This window comes from Streptomyces muensis (assembly GCF_021474425.1).
GTDB lineage: Bacteria > Actinomycetota > Actinomycetes > Streptomycetales > Streptomycetaceae > Streptomyces > Streptomyces muensis.
In genome coordinates this window covers 1-23855 of record NZ_JAKEIP010000180.1, presented here as the reverse complement: position 1 = coordinate 23855, position 23855 = coordinate 1, and the positions used below count along the sequence as shown (strand labels likewise).

17 protein-coding genes and 2 pseudogenes are annotated in these 23855 nt (G+C 71.6%); 6 read left to right on the top strand and 13 right to left on the bottom strand.

Features of this window, described 5'->3' with window-relative positions; translation table 11 throughout:
- Positions 1-1037 (top strand): hypothetical protein (locus tag L0P92_RS31100; protein WP_234766385.1); only part of this gene is annotated, 1037 nt, incomplete at its 5' end.
- A gap of 18 nt (positions 1038-1055) precedes the next feature.
- Here L0P92_RS31100 and L0P92_RS31095 read toward each other — a convergent pair.
- The gene (locus L0P92_RS31095; protein ID WP_234766384.1) at positions 1056-1295 is read right to left on the bottom strand and encodes a hypothetical protein; all 240 of its coding nucleotides are present in this window, start codon (positions 1293-1295) and stop codon (positions 1056-1058) included.
- Positions 1296-1373: 78 nt separating this feature from the next.
- On the opposite strand from L0P92_RS31095, the gene pdxR reads away from it, so the two are divergent.
- Positions 1374-2807, top strand: coding sequence for a MocR-like pyridoxine biosynthesis transcription factor PdxR (pdxR, locus tag L0P92_RS31090; RefSeq protein ID WP_234766383.1), 1434 nt, complete (start codon positions 1374-1376; stop codon positions 2805-2807).
- Here the strand turns inward: pdxR and L0P92_RS31085 are convergent.
- Complete coding sequence (locus L0P92_RS31085) at positions 2804-3766, bottom strand: ArsR/SmtB family transcription factor (protein ID WP_234766382.1); 963 nt, start codon at positions 3764-3766, stop codon at positions 2804-2806. The genes pdxR and L0P92_RS31085 overlap by 4 nt on opposite strands.
- A 174-nt stretch (positions 3767-3940) precedes the next feature.
- On the opposite strand from L0P92_RS31085, the gene L0P92_RS31080 reads away from it, so the two are divergent.
- Positions 3941-5707 (top strand): helix-turn-helix domain-containing protein, encoded by a 1767-nt coding sequence (locus tag L0P92_RS31080; RefSeq protein WP_234766381.1) that lies wholly within the window; start codon positions 3941-3943, stop codon positions 5705-5707.
- A 60-nt stretch (positions 5708-5767) separates the two neighbouring features.
- On the opposite strand, the gene L0P92_RS31075 is transcribed toward L0P92_RS31080, so the two are convergent.
- The 4 genes from L0P92_RS31075 to L0P92_RS31060 all read right to left on the bottom strand — a co-directional run bounded on the left by L0P92_RS31075 (position 5768) and on the right by L0P92_RS31060 (position 10888).
- On the bottom strand, positions 5768-7000 hold the full coding sequence (locus tag L0P92_RS31075; RefSeq protein WP_234766380.1) for a serine hydrolase domain-containing protein: 1233 nt from the start codon (positions 6998-7000) through the stop codon (positions 5768-5770).
- A 155-nt stretch (positions 7001-7155) separates the two neighbouring features.
- Positions 7156-8301, bottom strand: coding sequence for a serine hydrolase domain-containing protein (locus L0P92_RS31070; RefSeq protein ID WP_234766379.1), 1146 nt, complete (start codon positions 8299-8301; stop codon positions 7156-7158).
- 105 nt (positions 8302-8406) lie between these two features.
- Complete coding sequence (locus L0P92_RS31065; RefSeq protein ID WP_234766378.1) at positions 8407-10182, bottom strand: TIGR03767 family metallophosphoesterase; 1776 nt, start codon at positions 10180-10182, stop codon at positions 8407-8409.
- Between the two features lie 244 nt (positions 10183-10426).
- Positions 10427-10888 (bottom strand): NUDIX hydrolase, encoded by a 462-nt coding sequence (locus tag L0P92_RS31060; protein ID WP_234766377.1) that lies wholly within the window; start codon positions 10886-10888, stop codon positions 10427-10429.
- A 225-nt stretch (positions 10889-11113) separates the two neighbouring features.
- Here L0P92_RS31060 and L0P92_RS31055 point away from each other — a divergent pair, with 225 nt between their 5' ends.
- Positions 11114-14416 (top strand): S8 family serine peptidase, encoded by a 3303-nt coding sequence (locus L0P92_RS31055; protein WP_234766376.1) that lies wholly within the window; start codon positions 11114-11116, stop codon positions 14414-14416.
- Positions 14417-14472: 56 nt separating this feature from the next.
- Here the strand turns inward: L0P92_RS31055 and L0P92_RS31050 are convergent, their stop codons facing one another.
- Together L0P92_RS31050 and L0P92_RS31045 are read right to left on the bottom strand one after the other, a co-directional pair.
- A complete protein-coding gene (locus L0P92_RS31050) occupies positions 14473-15213 on the bottom strand; it encodes a hypothetical protein (protein WP_234766375.1) in 741 nt (246 codons plus the stop codon).
- A gap of 1 nt (position 15214) precedes the next feature.
- Positions 15215-15763: an RNA polymerase sigma factor gene (locus L0P92_RS31045; RefSeq protein WP_234766374.1), complete on the bottom strand. Its 549-nt coding sequence runs from the start codon at positions 15761-15763 to the stop codon at positions 15215-15217.
- 384 nt (positions 15764-16147) lie between these two features.
- Here L0P92_RS31045 and L0P92_RS31040 point away from each other — a divergent pair, with 384 nt between their 5' ends.
- On the top strand, positions 16148-17164 hold the full coding sequence (locus L0P92_RS31040) for an aspartate-semialdehyde dehydrogenase (RefSeq protein WP_234766373.1): 1017 nt from the start codon (positions 16148-16150) through the stop codon (positions 17162-17164).
- 7 nt (positions 17165-17171) lie between these two features.
- On the opposite strand, the gene L0P92_RS31035 is transcribed toward L0P92_RS31040, so the two are convergent.
- The gene (locus tag L0P92_RS31035) at positions 17172-17648 is read right to left on the bottom strand and encodes a DUF1203 domain-containing protein (protein ID WP_234766372.1); all 477 of its coding nucleotides are present in this window, start codon (positions 17646-17648) and stop codon (positions 17172-17174) included.
- A 112-nt stretch (positions 17649-17760) separates the two neighbouring features.
- On the opposite strand from L0P92_RS31035, the gene pepN reads away from it, so the two are divergent.
- Entirely contained in the window at positions 17761-20337 is a 2577-nt protein-coding gene (gene pepN, locus L0P92_RS31030) for an aminopeptidase N (RefSeq protein WP_234766371.1), read from the top strand.
- A gap of 65 nt (positions 20338-20402) precedes the next feature.
- Here the strand turns inward: pepN and L0P92_RS31025 are convergent, their stop codons facing one another.
- The 4 genes and pseudogenes from L0P92_RS31025 to L0P92_RS45880 all read right to left on the bottom strand — a co-directional run.
- Complete coding sequence (locus L0P92_RS31025; RefSeq protein WP_234766370.1) at positions 20403-22061, bottom strand: hypothetical protein; 1659 nt, start codon at positions 22059-22061, stop codon at positions 20403-20405.
- Between the two features lie 102 nt (positions 22062-22163).
- On the bottom strand, positions 22164-23069 hold the full coding sequence (locus L0P92_RS31020; RefSeq protein ID WP_234766369.1) for a LysR family transcriptional regulator: 906 nt from the start codon (positions 23067-23069) through the stop codon (positions 22164-22166).
- A 14-nt stretch (positions 23070-23083) separates the two neighbouring features.
- Positions 23084-23800: pseudogene (locus L0P92_RS31015) on the bottom strand (DMT family transporter); the annotation flags it as partial.
- Positions 23769-23855: pseudogene (locus L0P92_RS45880) on the bottom strand (EamA family transporter); the annotation flags it as partial. The pseudogenes L0P92_RS45880 and L0P92_RS31015, both read right to left, overlap by 32 nt.

The following is a 23855-nucleotide window of genomic DNA, read 5'->3' as shown; positions in this document are numbered from 1 at the left end:
CGCTCTCCCCCCGCCCCCTTCGTCACCTCTCCGAGGTGCACCGCCGTGTCATGACGGCCGCACAGCTGAAGTCGCACGGCGTGGCGACCGCCGAGATGAACGAGCAGTGCCGACCCGGCGGCCCCTGGCAGCAGATCCTCCCCGGCGTCCTGCTGCTCCACCCCGGCCCGCCGACCAGCGAGGAGCGCCTGCACGCGGTGCTGATGTACGCGGCGCGGGAACGCTCGCCCGGGGTGCCGTCCCAGCCGAACCCCGGCCAGGAACACACCGCCCCCGCCTACCCCGACGCGGTGATCACGGGCCTCGCGGCGCTGACCCTGCACGGCTTCTCCGCCACGCCGCCGCTGACCGCCCTGGACACGATCGACGTCCTGGTCCCCCGTATGCGCCGGCTGCGCTCCACCGGCTGCGCCCGCGTCCTGCGCACCCCGTCGCTCCCCACCCCCCAGCAGGTCACCGGCCTTCCCGTGGCCCCCGTCCCGCGTGCCCTCGCCGACGCGGTCGCCGAACTGACGGACGCGGGCGCCGTACGCCGTCTGCTGACCGAGGCCGTCCGCGCCGGACACTGCGAACCGGCCGCGGTGGTACGGGAGTTGAACCAGGCCAAGCTGCTGTCCCGCCCGCACGTGGTGGACGCGGTGGACTCCCTGCTCGCCGAGGGCCGGGCCATCGCGGAGGACCGGCTGTACGAGATGGTCCACGTCCACGGCCTGCCCGACCCCGTCTGGAACGTCGACCTGCGTCTGCCCGGCGGCCCTCACCTCGGCGGCCTGGACGCCTACTGGCCCGACCAGGCTGTCGCCGTCGAACTGGACACCCGCGCGCCCCGCCAAGGCCATCGGCAGGACGACGACGCCCTCTGGTCCGAGTACGCCCGCAAGCGCGAGCATCTGGAGCGGCTCGGCATCACGGTCGTCCACATCACCCCGAAGAAGCTCCGGGACTCGATGGAGCAGCAGGCCGCGGTGGTCCGTACGGCGCTGATGGCCGCGGCGGACCGCGATCCGGCCGCGTATGTCGTGGTGCTGCCGCGGTAGTGACGGACCGGTGCGGCATCAGGAGGGGAGAGGAGGGGCCGCCGGGCCTGACCGGCGGCCCCTCCTCGTGTCCGCGGTCCGTGCCGGGCGGATCCGCAGCCGACGCCATCCGGACCGTCCTCGCCGGGTGCCGTCCGGCACCACCGGTGCGCCCGGCAGCGCCGACAGGACACCGGCCCTGCTCTGCCAGTCCTCGAACACACCCCGCAGCACCGGGTGTTGGTCCTGGAGCGGCACCGAACGTCGCACTGCGGCCACGAGGGCCTCCTTCGTCTCCACGCACTCGTCGATGAACCGAAGGTAGCCAGGAATGGCTCGCTGCTACCGTCCAATGGCATGCGGGAATCACAGACCAATCTGGCGGGCGATCTGCTGCTCCAGCTGGGGCGGCCCGGCGACGGACCGCTGCACGAGCGGGTGAAGCGGGCGCTGCGTACGGCGATCAGGGACGGGCGCGTCGAGGTCGGCACCGCGCTGCCGCCCAGCCGGCAGCTCGCCGCCGACCTCGGATGTTCGCGCTGGGCGGTCACGGAGGCGTACGGCCAGCTGGTCGCCGAGGGGTATCTGGAGGCGCGGACCGGCTCCGCCACCCGGGTGCGCTGGACGAGGGACGCGGACGCCGCCGCCGGGCGCCGCGCACCGCGCCGCCTTCCCGAGGCGCGCTTCGACCTCGGACCGGGTCTGCCGGACCTGCGCGCGTTCCCGCGCCGCCGGTGGGCCGAGGCCGTACGGGCACAGGTGACCACCACGGCGTTCACGGAGTTCGGATATCCGCCGGCCGGCGGCCATCCCCGGCTCAGACGGCTGCTCGTCGCCTATCTGGGCCGCTCCCGCGGCGCCTCGGCGACCCCGGACGACGTGACGGTGTGCACGAGCGTGACCGACGGGGTGCGGCGCGTCTGCCACGCCCTGCGCGCCGAGGGCATCACCGCGGTCGGCTGCGAGGAGCCGGGCTGGACACGGCTGCGGGACGTGATCCGCGCCGCCGGTCTGGAGCCGGTGCCCGTGCGCACGGACGACGGCGGCCTGCGCGTCGACGAACTCTCCGCGCACACCACCCTTCGGGCTGTCCTGACCACCCCCGCGCACCAGTTCCCGCTGGGCACCGTCCTCGCCCCCGAGCGGCGCGCCGCCCTGCTGCGGTGGGCGCGCCAGGTGGACGGCGTCGTCCTGGAGGACGACTACGACGCGGAGTTCCGCTACGACCGCCGCCCGGTCGCCGCGCTCCAGGGCATGGACCCGTCCCGTGTCGTCCTGTTCAAGTCGCTGAGCAAGATCCTGTCCCCGGCGCTCGGCATCGGCTGGATCGTGGCCCCGCCCCGCTGGACCCGGCACCTGCACGAATCCGACCAGACGGCGGCCCAGCCCCCGACCCTCGACCAGCTCGCCTTCGCCGAGCTGCTGGAGTCGGGCGCCCACGACCGATATCTCCGGGCCTGCCGGAAGCGGTACCGGGACCGGCGTGACGCGCTGGTGCGGGCCCTCGCCGAACAGGTGCCGGATGCTCCCGTGTCCGGCGTCGCGGCCGGGCTCCATCTCCTCCTGCGGTTGCCCGCCGGCACGGACACGGCCGCCGTGGTCCGGGCGGCCGGTGCGCGGTCGTTGCGCATCGCCGACCTCACCGCCTACCACGCCACCGAGGACCACACCGATCACGGCCTGGTCCTCGGCTACGGGAATCTCGCGGACGGGGCGGTCGAGGAGGCCGTACGGCTTCTTCGCGAGGCGATCGAGGAGTGCCGGGCCCCTCGGCGGAGGCGCACCCGCTAGGCCCGGTCCGTTCTCAGGAGGGCCGAACCCAGGGGCGTCAGCGCGTGCCGCACGGCGTTGTTCTGCCGGACGCTGGAGACCAGGCCCGCGCCGCGCAGGACGGCGGCGTGCTCGCTCGCCGAGGAGAGCGAGACGCCGGCCCGGCGCGCCAGCTCGGTCGTGGTGGGGTCGCCCCCGAGCGCCTGGAGGACCGCGGCCCGGGTGTGGCCGAGCAGCGGGGCCAGGCCCTTGTGCGTGCGCGGAGTGTCGTCGGCCGTCCGTGGCCGGGCCACCGGGTAGACGAGCGTCGGCGGCAGCGCGGTGTCCGCCAGGGCGACCGGGCTGCGGGCGAAGCAGGACGGCACCAGGAGCAGCCCGCGCCCGTCCAGGTGCAGGTCGCGGTCGACCGGGTACACGACTTCGAGCACCGGCGGGCGCCACCGCATCGCAGGGCCGTACGTCCGCAGCATCGCCTCCGCGCCGCCGTGCCACAGCGCGTGCAGGCGCAGGGCGCGGTCGGCGTCCGCACGGCGGCTGATGCGGGGCCAGTTGGGGCCGAGCGTCCCGTCGTAGTACGTCCGCACGGAGCCGGCGAGCCGGCGCAGCGTCGCGGGTTCGCCGGCCGCCAGGGAACCGGCCCAGGAGGGCAGCGGGTTGCGGTCGCCCAGGACGGTGAGCTCGGCACGCAGCCGGGTGCGCGGAGTGGACATCAGCGCCTCCAGGCCGAGGTCCACTCCGGCCGCTCCCGCCGCGGGTGTGAGGAAGTCCGGGAAGTACCCACGCGGCGGCACGAGGGCCAGCAGCATCACCCGCGCCGACTGCCTGGCGCCACGGCCTGGACGGAGCCAGCCGGCCAGGGCCGGATCGGGCGTCCTGTCCCGTAGGCGGTGCAGACTCAGGACGGTCTCCCAGAGTGGATCGGCTCCGTCCGAGACCCGGGTGCGGACGAGGTCCGCGGCGGTGAAATGGACACGTAGCACGTTGCTTTCCCCCGATGGTCTTGAGCAGCCGCCGATCCCCCGAACGGCGGCGTGGACGACCCTCTCGACGGGGCGTGTCCCTGGCAAGTGGATGGCGTCCCGCTGGGACGGTGGGACGCTGGAACCAGCCCTGCCTGCTATGTTCGGCGACCGTGGGACGAAGGGGGCGTGCCTATGGCGGCGAGTCACCAACTGGCCGATCTTCTTCAGGAGTTGAAGGAGCGCAGCGGACGCAGTTACACCGCGCTCGCGAGCCGTACGGGCCTGAGCCGGTCCTCGGTGCACCGCTACTGCCAGGGCCTGACCGTCCCCGCCAGCTTCGGCGTGGTCGAGCGGATCGCACGGGTGTGCGGGGCCGGTCAGGAGGATCTGGACCGCCTGTACTCGGCCTGGGCGCGGGCGGACGCGGAGGCATCGGCGCAGGCGGAGGCCGAAGCGGAGGCGGAGGCCGAAGCTGAGAGGGAGGCCGAAGCTGAGAGGGAGGACGTCGCCGCCGGTCCGGTTGTCGGGACCGGGCATCGACGCCCGTGGCCCGTCACCTGGTTCACCCGACGGCGACGGCAACGACTGAGCCTGCGCCTGCGCACCCTTCTGATCACTCTCCTCCTCGCCACCTCCGCCGCCGCGAGTGCCGTCACCCTCGACGGGCTGCCGGGCCAGGGCCCGGACGGCGGAACGGACGGCACGACGGCCGGCAAGGCAGGCGACAGCCCGGAGGGCCAGCAGGTGGACGGCCCTTACTGGGCCCTGGCGCCCAAGCCGCTCGACCCCGAGTTCTTCGGCATCACGATGAACACCGACACCGGCCTCATGCCCGGCTTCGACGTCGGTGGTGTCCGCTTATGGGAGAGCGAGACCCGCTGGGCCCAGGTCGAGCCGGAGCGGGGCAAGTTCGACTGGGAGATCCTCGAACGTTCGGTGCGGGGCGCCGAACGCGCACGACTGCCCATCGTGTTCGTCTTCGGCGGCACCCCCGGCTGGGCCGCTCCCGGCGGCCCGAAGACGCCGTACCCGGACGACTCGCGCGCCGCACCCCCCGACGACCTGGCCGACTGGGACCACTTCGTCGAGAAGGTCGCCACCCGCTACCGCTCCCGGATCGGCGCGTACGAACTGTGGGACAGCGTGGGGGCCACCTCCCACTACGACGGGGACATGTCCACGCTGGCCGAGATGGTGCGCAGGGCCGCCCGCATCATCGAGCGGGCCGACCCGGACGCGAAGGTGGCCTGCCCCTCCTTCGGCAAGCTGTGGGAGCCCGAGGGCAGGGCGCTGCTCGCGAAGTTCGTCCGCACCGGCGCCTACGAGTTCTGCGACGCCGCCGCACTGAAACTGCACCCGCGCCGGGCCGACGGACCGCCCGAGGAGATCATCGAGCTCGCGGCCAGGGCCGAGGACGTCTTCCGGGAGCACAACGAGGGCCAGCGCGTGTGGAACACCGGCCCGGGCGCCGAGATCGACGACGGGGCCAAGCTGTCCGCCCGGCGCGCCAACGACTACGCCGTGCGCTTCTATCTGGTCGGCCTCTACGTCCGCAAGTCGAACGTTGACCGGATGTATTTCTACGCCTGGGGCAGCAGGAACATCCCGCTGGTCGTCCAGCCCGTCGGCGGCCGGCCCACGGAGGCGGGCCGCCGTATCGGGCGGTTGCACGGCTGGCTCGCGGACACGCGGATCACCTCCTGCGGGAAGGGGCGGGGCGTGGGGCTGCCGGACGGCGTCTTCGAGTGCGTCTTCCGGCGCGGCCAGGACGGTGAGTCCGACTCGGTGGGACAAGGCCCCTGGCTGGCGATCCGGTGGACTCAACACGGCCGGGCGGGCGACCGGTTGGGAGAGGAGGCCGCTCTGGTGCGCCGGATGGACGGCGGCAGCGAGCGGGTGCGGCCGGGTGAGCGGGTGGAGTACGGGGAGACGCCGGTGCTGGTGGAGTACCGGGCGTGAACGCCGGGTGCCCGGCTTTCCTCGGCGGAGGGCCGGGCACCCGGACGCGTCCCCGCTGACTCACCCAAGGTCGCGGAGGGCGGCGGGGCCGAACCAGGTGTTCCGGGCGTGCTCGAAGCCGCGGGCCTTCTCCGGGGTCTGCCGGGCCTGCCCGCAGAACTCGGCCTCGATCACGGCTCCCGTGTCCCCCGACCAGTCGCCGTTGAGGTTGAACGCCAGGGAATGGCGGCCGTCCTTCGTGGTGACCGCCTCGGATATGGAGCCGTGGATGCCGCCACCGTGACCCCAGACCGTGACGCCACAGCTCAGCTCGGCCTTCATCAGGCCGAGGCCGTAGCCGGCGGCCTCGTTGACGGGGACCGTCGTGGTCATCTCGGCCAGCTGCTCGCGCGGGAGGAGCTTGCCGCGCAGGAGGGCGGTGTAGAAGCGGCCGAGGTCGGTGGAGTTGGAGATCATCTCGCCGGCCGCGTAGGCGAGCGACGGATTGAGCCTCGTGACGTCGTACGTCGGTCCGGTGGCCGTCTCGGCGAGCTTGGAGTAGGCGCGGCTGCTGGGGCCGGGGACGGTCACGCGGGTGCCCGGGACGGACGTGGCGGTCAGGTGCAGGGGAGCGATGATGCGGCGGCGCACCTCCTCGCCGTACGGGCGGCCGGTGGCCTTCTCGATCACCATTCCGGCGATCACGAAGTTGGTGTTGGAGTAGTTCCAGGATGTGCCGGGCTCGAAGTCCGGCTCGTGGGTCATGGCGAGCGCGACGAGTTCCTCGGGCTTCTTGGTGTCGTAGCGGTGCTCGAAGAAGCCGTCCTTGAGGAAGTACGTGCGTCCGAAGTCCTCGTCGGCCGTGTAGTTGAAGATGCCGCTGGTGTGGTTGAGGAGCTGGCGGAGGGTGATCCGGCTGCCGTCGTGGCCGTTGCCCCGGACCGCGCCCGGCAGCCACTTCTCCACCGAGTCGTCCAGCGACAGCCTGCCCTCCGCCTCCAGCTGGAGCAGCACCGTGGCGACGAAGGTCTTGGTGATGCTCCCCACCCGGTAGCGGTCCTCCGCCGAACGCGGCTTCCCCGTCCTGAGGTTGCCGACGCCCGCGGTCGCCGACCAGGTGCCGTGCGGGTCCTTCGCCGTGGCCGTCACGCCGGGCACCCCGGCGTCGACCGCGGCCTCCATGGCCTTGCGCGTCGCGTCGTGGCCGCCCGTTCCCGCGGCGGGCGTCGCCGCCGGCGCGGGGGCCGCGAGGGCCACCGACAGCGCCACCGCCGTCGCCGCGACCAGGGCCGTGCGTGTCGTCCGTACGGTCATGTCCTGTTCCCCCTTGCTCCCGGCCACGCCCCTGTTGAGCGTGGTCGGGGAGGGAGACCCCTGGGGCGGGTGCCAAGGTTGAGGCACCGCACGCCGGTTGATCCGGATCAGGCCAATCGGCGTGCGGCGGGGCGGGGGTGTGCGGTGCGGGACGGTCACTCGCCGCAGAACTCGGCCTCGATCACCGCGTCCGTGTCCCCGGACCAGTTCCCGTTGAAGTTGAAGGCCAGGGAGTGGCGGCCGTCGGGTGTCGTCACGGCCTCGGAGACGGAGCCGATGATGTCCCCGCTGTGGCCCCAGACATGGACGCCGCAGCTGAGCCGCCGGTCGATGAGGCCGAGGCCGTAACCCGCCTCAGGGGCCCGGTCGACCTTCACGGTGGTCTTCATCTGCTTCAACTGGCGCGGCGGGAGCAGCCTGCCGCGCAGCAGGGCCGAGTAGAAGCGGTTCAGGTCGGCCGAGGTGGAGATCATCTCGCCGCCGCCATAGGCCAGGGCCGGGTTGAACTCCGTGACGTCGTACGTCGGTCCGGTCGTCGTCGGCGCCAGCTTGGCGTAGGTGCGGCTGCTGGGCCTCGGGAGGGTGGGTGTCGTGCCGGGCACCGAGGTGCCGGTCAGGTGCAGGGGAGCGATGATGCGGCGGCGGATCTCCGCGCCGTACGGACGGCCCGTGGCCTGCTCGATGACCCGGGCGGACAGTACGTAGTTGGTGTTGGAGTAGTGCCAGCCTTCGCCGGGGGCGAAGTACGGCTTGTTGGCCATGGCGAAGGCCAGCAGGCCCTCGGGGGACATCTCGTCGTAGCGGTGCTCGAAGAAGCCGTCGGAGGTCGCGTACGTCTCCTGGAAGTCCTGATCCGCCAGGTAGTCGAAGATGCCGCTGGTGTGGTTGAGGAGCTGGCGGAGGGTGATCCGGCTGCCGTCGTGGCCGTTGCCCCGGACCGCGCCCGGGAGCCACTTCTCCACCGAGTCGTCCAGCGACAGCCTGCCCTCCGCCTCAAGCTGGAGCAGCACCGTCGCGACGAAGGTCTTCGCCACGCTGGCCACCCGGTAGTGGTCCCGGGGCGAACGGGGCTCCCCCGTGTCGAGGTCGCCCACCCCGGCCGTCGCCGACCACACCCGGTGGCCGCTCCTCGCCGTCGCCGTCGCCCCGGGCACTCCGTCCGCCACCGCGGCGTCCAAGGCCCGTCGGGTGGCCTGATGGTCGTCGCCGTCACCGTCGCCGGCCGACGCGACCGCCGGACCCGCCAGGGCCAGTGACAGCACCGCGGCCGTCACCGCCGTCATCGTCGTGCGTACCGTCATGTCTTCCCCCATCTCGCACTCGGCTCGATCGAGGGGGCAGACCGGACGGGCACGCCGAAGGTTGACATGCCGTACGGCAGTTGAGGTGTTTTCAGCCCTTCTTCTTCAGCCCTTTTTCAACACCAGCTCCGTGTTGCGGTCCTTGCGGTCCCCGGCCAGCTTGGTGCTGGCGCCGGGCGCGTTCAGGGAGAGTTCGCGGTAGAGGGCGGCCAGGCCCGTCTGGGAGTGGTCGGTGAAGCTGGTGCGGTGCGGGGCCGAGGACTCGATCAGGGTGGTGAAGAGGGAGAGCGTGCCGTCCTTGTTGTCCACCACCTCGATGATCCGGGCGAGCTGGGGGAAGTCGACGTGGGAGGCGGTGGAGATCTCCCAGAAGGAGCGGCCCCCGGCGGCGGAGTGCGGGGTGATGACGTTCTTGTGGATGTGGCCGTTCACCCAGGCCAGGACGTTGCGGTGGCTGCCGAGCAGCTGGAGCACCTCGGCGCCGCCGACGCGCCGCTCGTTCGGGCGGGCCGGGTCGCGGCGCAGGTTGTCCATCGTCTCGCTGGTGTGATGGCTGAAGATGATCGCGTACGAGTCCTTGTTGTCGCGCAGCGTCCGGTCCAGCCACGTGAACTGGGCCGCCCCGATGGACCCTTCGTAGTGGCCGCCCGGGTCGGTGGTGTCGAGGCTGATGCCGATGACGTCGTCGGCGATGCGGAAGCTGTAGTACTGGGTGCCCGCGTCCAGGTTGGCCGTGGAGTAGCCGTGGCCGACGGGGCCGTGGCCGCGGTGGGCCGGGTTCAGGTGCGCCTGGAGGTACTCCCTCGGCGTGAACGGGGCGCGGCTCTCGTCCGGCGTGACCGAGCGCATGGAGCGGGCGTGGGCCTTGAGGAAGTCCTTGAAGACGGTGCCCCTCGGGTCCTTGTCCTGTTTGAGGGAGTCCTGGAGCTTCTTGGCGTCCGAAGCCGACACGCTCATGAGCTTCTTGCCGCCGACCGCGAGGTCGGTCAGGTAGGAGTCGGCGTGCGAGGCGTAGGTGCCGAGCGGCATCGCGTCGTGGTTGCCGACCGTCGAGTACCAGGGGATGTTCAGGCCGGGGCTGCGCAGCTCGCGGACGGCGGCGGCGAGGTAGCCCTCGATGTGCGGGAAGCCTAGCTGCTTGTCGGCGTCGCGGACGGCGTCGTCGGCCTGCCAGTACAGTTTCAGGCCGCTGTTCTGGACGCCCTCGTACTGCCGCGGGTCACCGGTGTTCGGGGTGACGCGGCCGCCGCTCATCACCGTCAGGAACCACTCCAGCTCGGACTTGCAGTTGTTGTCCGTGTTGTCGCCGGTGGTCATGGCGAAGTGGAGCGGCGCGCCGGTGACGGGGCCACCCCGCAGCGCGTTGACACGCTCGACCAGCGCCACCGCGCCGGGCACGGTCAGCGCCTCGTGCGGCCGCCAGGCGTGCACGTCCGTCGCGCGCAGGTATTCGAGGCGGAGCGGGTGCTGGGCGTCGATCAGGTGCAGATCGGTGAGCTGCACGAACGCGGCGAGCGCCGTACGCCGCTTCTCGCGCCCCGCCTTGGCCGCGGCCAGGTTCTCGCGGACGACCCGCTTCCAGCCGGGACCGTCGCCGAGCCGGCGGTAGCCGGAGTCGCCGGTGGGTGTGGCGACGTTCGCGACGGTGGTGCCCCGGGTGTACGGCGCGAGCGCGACCGCCACCTGCCGGGAGGCACCGGCGGGCGCCTCGGCGGCGGCGTCCGGTGCGCTCGCGGTGGTCGGGGTGGTGGCGGCCTCACTCTCGGTGGGCCGCAGGGCGTAGCCGACGCCCGCGGAGAGGGTCACCGCTCCGGTGGCGGCGAGCAGCGTACGACGGTGGACCCCCAGCGCGGAGCTGGCGACAGAGCGTATGCGCGACATGGCGCGATCTCCCCGAGTGCGAACGCGTCGGCAGTGGTCGCGGGCGCCCACCGAAGCGAACCGCCCGCTCACTGTGGATCGTTGGCAGCGGGGATGACCTGCGCATGAACACGACGGCAACGCGCAGCGGGCATCACCGTACGTGGATCTTGGACTACCTTCCGCGCCCACACCCGCTCCGCGAACGGCCGGGAGGCGGTCACTCCGTGTTCATCTTTCGGGGTAGTGAAGCTGTTTCCCGGCCCTAACTCCCAGAGGCTGCGATCCGCCCCGCCGCCGGTCGCTCCCGCCACAGCGTCAGCCCCTTGTCGACCATGGAGACGCGGGTCAGGGCCGTCACCTCGGCCAGGGGGTGCCAGGCCGCCATGTCGGTGGAGCCGTTGGTCTCGTGGCGGAGGTCGCCGCCGGTGATCCGGGCCTCGTAGACGAGACGTACGCCGTGGTGGTCGACGGGGCGGCCGAGGCGGCCGGTCGGGAAGGTGCGGTGGGAGGAGTCGATGCCGAGGAGGCCGGTCGGTTCGACGAGGTAGCCGGTCTCCTCCTCCACCTCCCGCACGACCGTGTCGTAGGGATCCTCGCCGTGCTCCATGCCGCCGCCGGGCAGTACCCACTCGAAGCCGCCGCCGGGTGCCGGGGACCGGGCGAGGAGGAGTTGTCCGTCACGTACGCAAATGGCGTAGGCCGCCACCCTCAACTTCTTCCGCACGTACGGACGTTAGACGGGTGAGGGTGCGGCGCGCAGGCGATTTTCCGGCTTGTGGGCGACTTGCGCCTTTCGGTCTCCTCACCCCAATTGCATAGGGGGTTTCCCCCATCCCTCCATTTCGATTCGGTCAACTCTTCCCAAACATCCTTCCCTTGCGTAAGGCTGTGCGGTCGTCCGGGATCACATACCGGACGCCCCCTGCTCCTTTACCAACAAGGGATGCCGATGACCCTCAACCCCCAGCGCGAACCGAAGCCGGGTCCGAGACGCGCGGCCCGCACAGCCGTGGCCGTCGGGCTCGTCGCGGCGCTCTCCGCGGCCGGGCCGATACCCATGGCCATAGCCGCGGACCCCGCCCCCTCGGCGACGGACCCGAGCGTCAAGTCCGCTCACGACAAGCTCGGTTCGGACGACGCCGATCTGCTCGTCGAGGCGAAGGCCGACGGCGACAAGAACGTCACGATGATGATCGCGACCGCGCCCGGCCAGACCGAGAAGGTCGCCGCGCAGCTGGACGCGGTCGGCTCTGTGGGCCGTACCTACGACAAGCTCGGCTATGTCCGGGCCACCGTCCCCACCGGCAAGGCCGACTCGGCCATCGCCGCCGCCACGAAGCTCTCCTCGGTGCACGGCATCGACCTGCGCGAGGAGATACCCCTGGACGACCCGGTCGTCGACACCAAGGGCTCGAAGAGCGCGGCGAAGGCGTCGGGCACCGCGAGCGCCTATCCGGCCCCCGGCAAGAAGACCCCGGCGGAGAACCCGTACAACCCGTCCTTCGAGACGGGCGCCGTCGACTTCGTCGAGGACCACCCGAAGGCGGACGGCCGCGGCATCACCATCGGCATCCTCGACTCCGGCATCGACCTCGCCCACCCGGCGCTGCAGAAGACCACCACGGGTGAGCGCAAGATAGTCGACTGGGTCACCGCGACCGACCCGATAGTCGACAACGACCGCACCTGGCGCCCGATGGTGACCTCCGTCTCCGGGCCCACCTTCACCTACGGCGGCAAGACCTGGTCCGCGCCCGCCGGCTCCTACCAGGTGAGCACCTTCCTGGAGTCGTACACCACGGGGGGCGACGCGGCGGGCGACGCCAACCGCGACGGCGACAAGACCGACTCCTGGGGCGTCCTGTACGACGCCGCGAACGGCACCGTCCGGGTCGACCTGAACAACAACTTCGACTTCGGTGACGACACCCCGATGAAGCCGTACAAGGACGGCTACCAGATCGGGTACTTCGGCACCGACAACCCGGCCACCGACGTCGCCGAGCGGCAGCCGTTCGTCGTGCAGATCCGCAAGGACGTCCCGATGGACCCGCTGGGCGGCGACTGGGTCGGCCAGAAGCGCGACTTCGTCAACATCGGCGTCATCGAGTCCGAGCACGGCACGCACGTCGCCGGCATCACCGCCGCGAACGGCCTGTTCGGCGGCAAGATGAACGGCGCGGCCCCGGGCGCGAAGCTCGTCGCCTCCCGCGCCTGCACCTGGACCGGCGGCTGCACCAACGTCGCGCTCACCGAGGGCATGATCGACCTCGTCGTCAACCGCGGCGTCGACATCGTCAACATGTCCATCGGCGGTCTCCCGGCGCTGAACGACGGCAACAACGCGCGCGCCGAGCTGTACACGCGCCTCATCGACACCTACGGCGTGCAGCTGGTCATCTCGGCCGGCAACTCCGGCCCCGGTGCCAACACCATCGGCGACCCGGGCCTGGCGAGCAAGGTGATCTCGGTCGGCGCGACCGTCTCCAGGGAGACGTGGGCCGCCAACTACGGCTCCGTCGTGGAGAAGAAGTACGCGATGATGCCGTTCTCCTCGCGCGGCCCGCGTGAGGACGGCGGCTTCACCCCGACGCTCTCCGCGCCGGGCGCCGCGATCAACACCATCCAGACCTGGCTGCCGGGCGCCCCGGTCGCCGAGGCGGGCTACTCGCTGCCGGCCGGCTACGGCATGCTCCAGGGTACCTCGATGGCGTCCCCGCAGGCCGCGGGCGCGTCCGCGCTGCTGCTGAGCGCCGCCAAGCAGAAGGGCATCGACCTGACGCCCGCGAAGCTGCGCACCGCGCTGACCTCTACCGCCGACCACATCAAGGGTGTGCAGGCGTACGAGGAGGGTGTCGGCCTCATCAACATCCCGGACGCCTGGGAGTCGATCCGTGACGGCGCCACCGCCCACGAGTACACGGTGAAGGCACCGGTCGACACCGCGATCGACCAGTTCCTGAAGACCCCGGGCTTCGGCACGGGCGTCTACGACCGCGAGGGCGGCCTCAGGGCCGGGCAGAAGAAGACGTACGACGTCACCATCACCCGTACGTCCGGCGCGGACAAGGCGATCCGGCACGAGCTGCACCTGGAGAACAACGCCGGGGACACCTTCCGCATCGTCGGCTCCGACGAGATCAGCCTCGGCCTGAACAAGCCGGTCACCGTCAAGATCGCCGCGAAGCCGGGCTCGGCGGGCATCAAGAGCGCGATCCTGGAGGTCGACGACCCGCGCACCGAGGGCATCGACACGCAGATCCTCAACACGGTCGTGGTCTCGGCGCCGCTGAAGTACACCTACGCGGCGTCCGGTTCGGTGCAGCGCAACAGCACCAAGTCGTACTTCGTGACCGTCCCCGAGGGCGCGAAGTCGCTGGAGGTGGCGATCGGCGGGCTGAAGGGCAAGAGCCAGACCCGGTTCATCGCCATCCACCCGTACGGCGTCCCGTCGGACAACACCGGCACCCCGTACTGCTACAACAACTACCTCGACGGCAACGGCTGCAAGCCCGACGTGCGTTCCTACGCCGACCCGCAGCCCGGCGTCTGGGAGATCGAGGTCGAGTCGCGCCGTACGTCGCCGCTGCTCGACAACCCGTTCAAGCTGGACGTCACCGTCCTGGGCGCGGCCTTCGACCCGGAGACCGTGACCCTGTCCGAGGCCAAGGTCGGCACCCCGGCCGCCGTCTCCTGGAAGGTGACCAACGGCTACGCCGCTCTCGACGGCAAGCTGGCCGGCGGCCCGCTCGGCTCCTCGAAGACGGCGCGTCCGACCATCGCCGAGGGCGACACGCAGACCACCACGGTCGACGTGCCCGAGGGCGCCACGTCCCTCGACGTCACCATCGGCAACGTCTCCGACGCGGCCGCCGACCTCGACCTGGTCGTCTACGACGCGGCCGGCACCGAGGTCGGCAGCTCCGCCGACGGTGACTCGGAGGAGTCGGTCTCGGTCCCGAACCCGGCGGCCGGGAAGTACAGCATCGAGGTCGTCGGCTACTCGGTGCCGGCCGGCTCGACGGCGTACGACTACCTGGACGTGTTCTACTCCGCCGCGCTCGGCAGCGTCACGGTCGACGAAGCGCCGGTGAAGCTGGGCACGGGTGACTCGGCCACCGTCGCGGGCAGCGTCACCGCCGCCGCGGCCGCGCCGGAGGGCCGTGAGTTCTTCGGCCAGGTCCGGCTGCTGAACGCGCGCGGCACGGCCGCGGGCGTGGGCAACGTGAAGATCGAGAAGGTCACGCCGTAGGTTCCGGTACGGCCTTTCGGGGCGGGCGTCCGTACGGGCGCCCGCCCCTTCGCCGTTCAGCAGCCGAGCTCCCGTGACTCGGGCAGCGAGGCGGTGATCCAGGCCCGTTCGCGGGCGATGTCCTGCTCCCCGACCGCCCAGTAGTCGGGCTGGCGGGCGCCCTGGGGGATGCCGAGGAGGACCTGGTCGCCCACGCGCAGGCCCGGGACGAGGTTCTCGTCGACCACGAAGGTCAGCTCCCGCTCGCCCTTGTCCGGCTTGTAGTAGCGGGTCATCTGCAGGGTGACACGCAGGGACGTCGTCCCGGGCAGCCGCTCCACCGAGGTGGCCTTCCCCTCGGCGACCAGGCGGGAGCAGGCGAGGTAGCCAGGGCTGCCGAAGGTGTTGCCGCCGCCGGCCTCGGAGGCCTGCTTGTCGGCGGCGGTAGTACCGGACCCGGCGTCGGAGGCGTCGCCTCCCGCCTGGGTCAGCAGCCAGCCCATGCCCGCCAGCACGGACGCGGCGGCGGCCACGGCGAGCCCGCCGTAGGCAACGGCGAACACTCGGCGCCGGGCGCGGGAGGGCCGTCGTACGCGCACGGGGGCGGGGGTCGGCTCGGGCGCCGGACGTGCCGTCGGTTCGGCGAGCGCGTGCCCGATGACGCCCAGCTGTTCCCGCAGCAGCGCGAGGTCGGCCTCGGCGGCGCGGTGCTCGGCCATGAAGGCGGCGTCCGCGCGGGAGGCGTCGGTGAGCGGTTCTCCGGTGATCGCGGCCAGCAGCGCGTCGGCGCGGGTACGGCCTTCGTTCTCGGCGGTCATGTCACACCACCTCGTCCTCGTGCAGGCGGGCGCGCAGGGCCCGTACCGCCGTGTGCAGCCTGCTCTTGACCGTGCCCTCCGGGATGCCGAGCTCCTCGGCGATGCCGCGCACCGGCAGATCGGCGAAGAAGCGCAGGACGAGGACCTGACGCTGGGCGTCGGGCAGCTCGTCCAGGCCCTGGGCGACGGCGAGGGAGAGCAGGCTGGTGTCCTCCCCCGAGGGGTGTTCCTGGGGGCGCAGGGAGGCGAGGCGCTCGCCGAGCCGCTCCTGGCGCTTCTTGGCCCGGTGCCAGTCCATGGCGAGGTTGGAGGCGACGACCGCCGCCCACGCCGACACGTCCCGGGGCGCCTCACGTCCGCTCGCGGCCCGCTCCAGCAGCCGCAGGCGGACCTGCTGTACCCCGTCCGGCAGGTCCGCCTGCGGCACTCCGCCGAGCGCGAGCACCGCCCGCACCCGACGTTCCTGGGCCGCGTCCAGCGGATCGTCCAGCACGTCCTGGACGGCACCGCCCCCCTGGTCGCGGCGGGCCTTTCTGCGCAGCACAGCCACCCCTCCCCTCGCCGTGTGGTGACTGTGACGCAGCAAGCGGCCGAAACGTTCGGCTCCGGTCGGCGGAATTTCCGAGGACGCCCCGCCGCTGCACACAGGCGTATGGGCAGACGGCCACAGAGGCGTACGTCACACCGCCGCGTAGCCCGGTCGTGGGCGGGCAGGCGAGCTTGCGGTGCGGGGCCGCCGTAGGGTGAATTTCTCCAGCTCAGCCCGGGTGCGGGCCGCAGAACCGCAGGCCGGGCCGGGGTGGGTCGCGTTCCACCGTTCGGTCATCCCGGTCAAAGGATTGGACAGGCGGACCAAGGCTGACCGCATGATGGAAACACCTCGGCCATGCAGCAGACACAGACAAGCCACGCAGATCACGTAGAAGGAGTCGCCGTGAGGGTCGGAATCGTCGGAGCCACCGGTCAGGTCGGCACGGTCATGCGCAGGATCCTCAAGGAGCGGAACTTCCCGGTCACCGAGCTGCGCCTGTTCGCCTCGGCCCGTTCGGCGGGGACGGTCCTGGACGGCGTGACGGTGGAGGACGCGACGACGGCCGACTACACCGGTCTGGACATCGTGCTGTTCTCGGCGGGCGGCGCGACCTCCAAGGCCCTGGCGCCGAAGGTCGCCTCCCAGGGCGCCGTCGTGATCGACAACTCCTCCGCCTGGCGCCGCGACCCCGAGGTCCCGCTGGTCGTCTCCGAGGTCAACCCGCACGCCATCGCCGACCGCCCCAAGGGCATCATCGCCAACCCGAACTGCACGACGATGGCCGCGATGCCGGTGCTGCGTCCGCTGCACGCCGAGGCGGGCCTCGAGGCGCTGGTCGTCGCCACCTACCAGGCGGTCTCCGGTTCCGGTCTGGCCGGCGTCGACGAGCTGTTCGAGCAGATCAAGAAGGTCGGCGACGACGCGCCCAAGCTGACGCACGACGGTTCGGCTGCGGAGTTCCCCGAGCCGAACAAGTACGTCGCGCCGATCGCGTACAACGTCCTGCCGATGGCCGGTTCCATCGTCGACGACGGTCTGAACGAGACCGACGAGGAGCAGAAGCTCCGCCACGAGTCCCGCAAGATCCTGGAGATCCCCGAGCTGAAGGTCTCCGGCACCTGCGTGCGCGTCCCGGTCTTCGCCGGCCACTCCCTCCAGGTCAACGCCCGTTTCGCCCGCCCGATCAGCGTGGAGCGCGCCAAGGAGGTCCTGGCCGGCGCCCCCGGCGTGGCCCTCACCGACGTCCCGACCCCGCTCCAGGCGGCCGGCCAGGACCCGTCCTACGTGGGCCGCATCCGCACCGACGAGACCGTCGAGCACGGCCTCGCCCTGTTCCTCTCCAACGACAACCTCCGCAAGGGCGCCGCGCTGAACGCGGTGCAGATCGCGGAGCTGGTGGCGGCGGAGCTGAAGGGCTGACGCCCCTTCAGGCCCTGCGGACCTCGTAGAGGAAGCATCCGTGCTCGACGGCCCGGACGTGGACGAACTCCACGGACGGGTCGTCGAGCGCTTTGCGCAGAGCTCCGTCGACCTTCTCGGGGCCTTCGACCAACTCTCCGCCCAGGATGTGCCCCTCGGCCGAGTACCGCCGGACCACGCGGTGCGCGTTGGTGAACGGGAGCCCGTCGCCGTCCGGCCCCGCGCACTCCTGCGCGTGCACGAAGACGGGACCCTGCTCGTCGTAGGCCCCGGGACCGGCCCCGTTCGCGGTCGCCCAGCGCCGCAGCGGCGCGTACGAGACGAGGGCGATCCGCTCGCCCGGAGCGCTGCGCCGCAGACAGCAGCGCAGCGGCGCCCCGCCCTCGTCGTCGGTCACGGGAACCATTCGGCGTCCCGCGTCGTCAGCAGAGCGCAGCTCTTTCAGGGTCGTCGGTTCGACAGGGTGTACGCGATAGGTCGTCATGACCCCAGCCTCACGCGCGTACACCCCGCCCACCGGCGGTAAACGGACATCGCGCTCCGTGCAGCTCCCGTGGAAGGATGGCGCAACCCACACATATCGAGGAGATGACCGCGTGCCTGGCACAAACCTGACTCGCGAAGAGGCACAGCAGCGGGCGAAGCTGCTCACCGTTGACTCGTACGAGATCGATCTCGACCTCTCCGGCGCGCAGGAGGGCGGTACCTACAGGTCCGTGACCACGGTGCGCTTCGACGTCGCGGAGAACGGCGCCGACTCCTTCATCGACCTCGTGGCACCGACCGTCCACGAGGTGACCCTCAACGGCGACGCGCTGGACGCGGACGAGGTCTTCAAGGACTCCAGGATCGCCCTGCCGGGCCTGCTGGAGGGCCGCAACGTCCTGCGGGTCGTCGCCGACTGCGCGTACACCAACACGGGCGAGGGACTGCACCGTTTCGTCGACCCCGTCGACCAGCAGGCGTACCTGTACACCCAGTTCGAGGTCCCGGACGCCCGGCGCGTCTTCGCGTCCTTCGAGCAGCCCGACCTGAAGGCCACCTTCCAGTTCACCGTGAAGGCCCCGGAGGGCTGGACGGTGATCTCCAACTCGCCCACCCCGGAGGCGAAGGACAACGTCTGGTCCTTCGAGCCGACGCCGCGCATCTCGACGTACATCACCGCGCTGATCGTCGGCCCGTACCACTCCGTGCACAGCGTCTACGAGAAGAACGGCCAGTCCGTCCCGCTGGGCATCTACTGCCGGCCGTCGCTCGCCGAGTACCTCGACTCGGACGCCATCTTCGAGGTGACCCGGCAGGGCTTCGACTGGTTCCAGGAGAAGTTCGACTATGCGTACCCGTTCAAGAAGTACGACCAGCTGTTCGTGCCGGAGTTCAACGCGGGCGCGATGGAGAACGCCGGCGCGGTCACCATCCGCGACCAGTACGTCTTCCGGTCGAAGGTCACCGACGCCGCGTACGAGCAGCGCGCCGCCACGATCCTGCACGAGCTGGCCCACATGTGGTTCGGCGACCTGGTCACCATGGAGTGGTGGAACGACCTGTGGCTGAACGAGTCGTTCGCCACCTACGCGGAGGCCGCCTGCCAGGCGTACGCGCCCGAGTCGCGCTGGCCGCACTCGTGGACGACCTTCGCCAACCAGATGAAGACGTGGGCGTACCGCCAGGACCAGCTGCCGTCCACGCACCCGATCATGGCCGAGATCCGCGACCTGGACGACGTGCTCGTCAACTTCGACGGCATCACCTACGCCAAGGGCGCCTCGGTTCTCAAGCAGCTTGTCGCCTACGTCGGTGAGGACGAGTTCTTCCGGGGCGTGCAGGCCTACTTCAAGCGCCACGCGTTCGGCAACACGCGCCTGTCCGACCTGCTGGGCGCCCTGGAGGAGACCTCGGGGCGTGACCTGAAGACCTGGTCGAAGCAGTGGCTGGAGACGGCCGGCATCAACGTCCTGCGCCCGGAGATCGAGACGGACGCCGACGGCGTCATCACGTCCTTCGCGATCCGCCAGGAGGCCCCGGCGCTGCCGACCGGCGCGAAGGGCGAGCCGACCCTGCGCCCGCACCGCATCGCGGTCGGCCTGTACAGCCTGGACGAGGCCTCCGGCAAGCTGCTGCGCGACGAGCGGATCGAGCTCGACGTCGACGGCGAACTGACCGCCGTACCGCAGTTGTCGGGCACCCGCCGCCCGGACGTGGTCCTCCTGAACGACGACGACCTGTCGTACGCGAAGGTCCGCCTCGACGAGAAGTCCCTCGCCTTCGTCACCGAGCACCTCGGCGACTTCGAGGCGTCCCTGCCCCGGGCCCTGTGCTGGGCGTCGTCGTGGGACATGACGCGCGACGCGGAGCTCGCCACCCGCGACTACCTCTCGCTGGTCCTGTCGGGCATCGGCAAGGAGTCCGACATCGGTGTCGTGCAGTCCCTGCAGCGCCAGGTGAAGCTGGCGATCGAGCTGTACGCCGCCCCGGCCACCCGCGAGGCCCTGCTGACTCGCTGGACGGACGCCACGCTGGCCCACCTGCGGTCCGCCGAGGCGGGCAGCGACCACCAGCTGGCGTGGGCGCGGGCGTTCGCGGCGACGGCCCGTACGCCGGAGCAGCTGGACCTGCTGGAGGCCCTGCTGGACGGCTCCCAGTCGGTGGAGGGGCTGGCCGTCGACACGGAGCTGCGCTGGGCGTTCGTGGAGCGCCTGGCGGCCGTGGGCCGCTTCGACGAGACGGAGATCGCGGGCGAGTACGAGCGGGACAAGACCGCGGCCGGTGAGCGTCACGCGGCCACGGCGCGCGCCGCCCGCCCGACCCCCGAGGCCAAGGCCGAGGCCTGGTCGTCGGTCATCGAGTCCGACAAGCTGCCGAACGCCCTCCAGGAAGCGGTCATCGTCGGCTTCGTCCAGACCGACCAGCGCGAGCTCCTCGCCCCGTACACGGACAGGTTCTTCGAGGTGGTCAAGGACATCTGGGACGCCCGCTCCCACGAGATCGCCCAGCAGATCGCCGTCGGCCTGTACCCGACGATCCAGGTCTCCGACGAGACTCTGCGCAAGACGGACACCTGGCTGTCCTCCGCGGAGCCGAACGCGGCTCTGCGACGCCTGGTCTCGGAGTCCCGGGCGGGCGTGGAACGGGCCCTGAAGGCGCAGGCCGCGGACGCGGCGGCGGAGCAGTAACGGTCGTAGTAGGTACGTCGACGAGGGCGCCCGGTGCAACTCCGCCGGGCGCCTTCGTCCTTTCGCTACTTCTCGCCCGCCTCGATGGCGGCGGAGCGCCGCCGTTGAAGCGCGTCGCGTTCCGCGTCCGGGATCGTCATCGACTCGGCCAAGACGGCGGCGAGCGCGTCCACCTGAGTGTGGTCGATGTCGGCGCGGAAGAGCCATCGGATGCTCTCGTCGCGTGTGATGAGGTCGATCGCCAAGCGCGCGCTTCTGTCCTGTGTGGTCGCCGCCCGGACGTATCGCACCTGGTCGGTCGGGACGACCTGACGAATCTCGCCCTGCTCTAGGAACGCGTTCGCCTTGGCCACGATGACGCGCCGGTCCGTGACGGCGACCAGTGTCCTCGCCGCTGCCTTGTCCATCGCCGCCGCCAGCTTGTCCTTCGCTCCGCCGAGGATCGCGGAGATCGGACCGAGGGCATCGACCTGCTCGGGGAAGCCGAGGACACGTAGCGTCTCGCCGTCCTCCAGGAACCAGCGCAGGACGCGAAGGTACGGCTCCGGTTCCAGGGACGCGGGTGCGCAGAGGACGCCGGGAGCCTCCAGCGGAGGGGCCGGCGGTCGGAGCGCGTCGGCGAGAGGTTCGATCGCCTCCAGAAGTCGCGCGGAGGTCTGGCGGGCCGCCTTCGCGTCCCGGCGCTTCCCCGGCAGCGACTGTGCCAGTGTGTCGCGTCCGGGCAGCTCGGCGAGGATGCGCAGTTCGCGCGTCAGCGAGGCCACGAGGCTCGTCGTCTCGGCGAGAGCGGAGTCGAGCTCCGTGCGGGTGTCGCGCGCGACGACGTCGACGAGCCGTGCCTCGTCGGCGTCTTCACGTCCGGCGACTCTCGCCCTCCCCGCCCGGAGCGCCTGGTACGCGGTCCAGGCCTTGACGGAGGACAGCAGGGCGTGGGCGTCGAAGACGATCGCCTCCGCGTTCGTCCGGAGGTACTCACGGTGGCGACGGGTGTCGGGCTGATCGATCTGCCCGAGGTGGCCGCGGACGTTCAGCCGGTACAGGTCGAGCTGCTTGCGCAGCGCCGCTTCACTGCCCGCGACGGTGTCCCACAAGGAGGCGGGGACCGATTCGATCTCTCGCGCCTGGTCGACCGTGCGTTCGACGGCGGCGACGAGCCCGGTCAGTTCGGCCCACTGCTCGTTGCGGATGGTGGTCAGTACGTGGCTTGTCAGCGCGATGTTGGTCCTGACGAGGCCCGTGATCTCACTCAGCTGCATCTGGAGGGCGACCATGGCCAGCGCCGGTCCGAGCGCGGCGGCGGTCTGCGCCGCGCTCACCGTGGTCACGGGGATGAAGCGGGCCTGACCGGCGATGCGACCGGAGAGGAACACTGCTCCGAGGTTCGCGCCGTCCTTGACGGCCAGGGTTCCGCCGGCCCTGAGGAGGGCCTGTGTCGCCTCGCTGATCCGGTAGAGCCCCTGCATGCCGGCGAGTGTGCTGCCGAGGTTGCCGGCCACGGTCGCCGTGTTTCCGATCGAGGCGAGGACGGTGGAGATCTGCTTGCGGTCGGCGGCCGGCACGAGCCCGAAGTCGATCAGACCGGGCTTGAGTTCCGCCGGGACCTCACCGCAGACGACGGCGACCCCGGGGAGCACCTCCGCCAGGACCGTCGGCGCTGTCTCCGAGTCGCTCCGGCCGTTCTCCTCAGGCTCGGCGGTCTCCGTCGAGTCCGAAGGGTCCTGCATGCGATCTCCTCCCCGCGAGTCGCGCAACGGCCGGACGGCGTCGGGCGTTCACCGCCGAAGTCTAGGGCTCGACACCCCGCGTGACCGTGGGAACAGGGATCGTCACACCGACTGGCCGGCGGCAGCGCCCCGCAGAGCCTCCAACGCCCTCGCCACCACCGGCGCGTCCTCCCCGCCCCTACGCACAGCCGCCACCACATGCCGAACCGGCCGCTCCTCCCCCACCGCCCGCATCACGACCCCACCCCTGCGCACGGCAGCCATCCGCGGCACCAACGCCACTCCCATCCCCGCCTCCACCATCGCCAGGATCGCCGTCCATCCGGCCGCCGAGTGCCCCTGCCGTGGGCTGAAGCCGGCCGCCTCGCAGGCGCCCCGGGTGATGTCCGACCACGGCCCGCTGCCGCCGAAGATCCAGTCCTCGGCGGCGAGGTCGGCCAGCCGCAGTGGTTCGGCGGTCGCCAGCGCGTGCCCCTTGGGCAGGGCGACGTCCAGCGGGTCCGCCAGCAGCGGTACGCGCGTGAAGCGCGGGTCCCCCACGGCCGGCGCCTGTGCCGCGAGGGAGAGCGCGAGGTCGACCTCCCCGGCGGCGAGCAGCTCGTACGCCTCCGCGGCCTCGGCCTCCCGGACCCGTACGACCACCCCGGGATGCGCGGCCCGCAGCGCCCGTACGGCGGGGACGACCAGCGCCGGGACCGCCGTGGAGAAGGCGCCCACGCGGACCTCGCCGACCTCGCCCTGGACGTAGGCGGCCAACTCCGCGTCCGCCCGCTCCAGTTGCTCGAACACGGCCTCGGCGTGCCGCAGCACCAGCCGGGCCGCGTCCGTCAGCCGCACCCGCCGCCCCTGCGCCTCCAGCAGCGGCACCCCGACCTGCTTGGCGAGGTTCGTCAGCTGCTGCGACACCGCCGACGGCGTCATCCGCAGCGCCTCGGCCGTCGCCGTCACGGTCCCGCGTTCCCGCAGCGTCCGCAGGATCTGAAGCTTCCGGATGTCCCACTCGACCATGCCGGCAACCTATGTCACCGACGAGCCGTCGCCCCGAGGACGACCCCGCCGAGGATCAGCGCCATGCACAGCGACTGCGTCCAGCCGGTCGGCTCCCCGAGGAGCGCCCAGGACAGCAGCGACACACACACCGGCTGGAGGTAGTAGACGACCCCGGCGCGGCTCGGCCCGACCAGCGTGATCGCCCGGTTCCAGGCGAAGAAGGCGACGGCGGAGGAGGCGAGTCCGACGTAGAGGATCGGCAGGACCGTTCCGGGCGTCGGATCGAAGCCGCCCTGGACCGCCACGCTGAGCCCCTGGGCGGGCAGCAGCAGGACCGTACCGACGAGGAACGTGGTGAACAGGAAGGCCGTACCGCCCAGTTCGGCCGGCCTGCGCCGCAACAGCCCGCTGTACGACCCGAAGCAGCACGCCGCCGCCACCATCCACAGATCCCCGGCCGCGAACCCGGTCCCGCCCGCGCCGCTCCCGATCAGCAGCACGACCCCCGCACAGGCCACCAGCAGCCCCACCACCCTGCGTGTACCCAGCCGTACCCCGGAGGCCCGCTCGAACACCGCCATCAGCACCGGCGAAGCCGCCATGATCATGCCCATGTTGGCGGCCGGCGTGGTCAACCCGGCCTGGTTGACGAGCGTGTTGTAGGCGGTGACGCCGAGGAGCGAGGCGAGGAGTACGAAGCCGAGGTGACGGCGGATCGCCTCGCGCTGCCGCCATGCCGCCGGGCAGCCGGTACGCGGACAGGAACAGCAGCGGGAAGAAGGCGCCGATGTTCAGCGCGCCGAG

Coding starts and splice junctions, on each gene's coding strand:
- pdxR (WP_234766383.1), top strand. CDS start 1,374: ATGCGGGAATCACAGACCAATCTGGCGGGCGATCTGCTGCTCCAGCTG.
- L0P92_RS31080 (WP_234766381.1), top strand. CDS start 3,941: ATGGCGGCGAGTCACCAACTGGCCGATCTTCTTCAGGAGTTGAAGGAG.
- L0P92_RS31075 (WP_234766380.1), bottom strand. CDS start 7,000: ATGACCGTACGGACGACACGCACGGCCCTGGTCGCGGCGACGGCGGTG.
- L0P92_RS31070 (WP_234766379.1), bottom strand. CDS start 8,301: ATGACGGTACGCACGACGATGACGGCGGTGACGGCCGCGGTGCTGTCA.
- L0P92_RS31065 (WP_234766378.1), bottom strand. CDS start 10,182: ATGTCGCGCATACGCTCTGTCGCCAGCTCCGCGCTGGGGGTCCACCGT.
- L0P92_RS31055 (WP_234766376.1), top strand. CDS start 11,114: ATGACCCTCAACCCCCAGCGCGAACCGAAGCCGGGTCCGAGACGCGCG.
- L0P92_RS31050 (WP_234766375.1), bottom strand. CDS start 15,213: ATGACCGCCGAGAACGAAGGCCGTACCCGCGCCGACGCGCTGCTGGCC.
- L0P92_RS31035 (WP_234766372.1), bottom strand. CDS start 17,648: ATGACGACCTATCGCGTACACCCTGTCGAACCGACGACCCTGAAAGAG.
- L0P92_RS31025 (WP_234766370.1), bottom strand. CDS start 22,061: ATGCAGGACCCTTCGGACTCGACGGAGACCGCCGAGCCTGAGGAGAAC.
- L0P92_RS31020 (WP_234766369.1), bottom strand. CDS start 23,069: ATGGTCGAGTGGGACATCCGGAAGCTTCAGATCCTGCGGACGCTGCGG.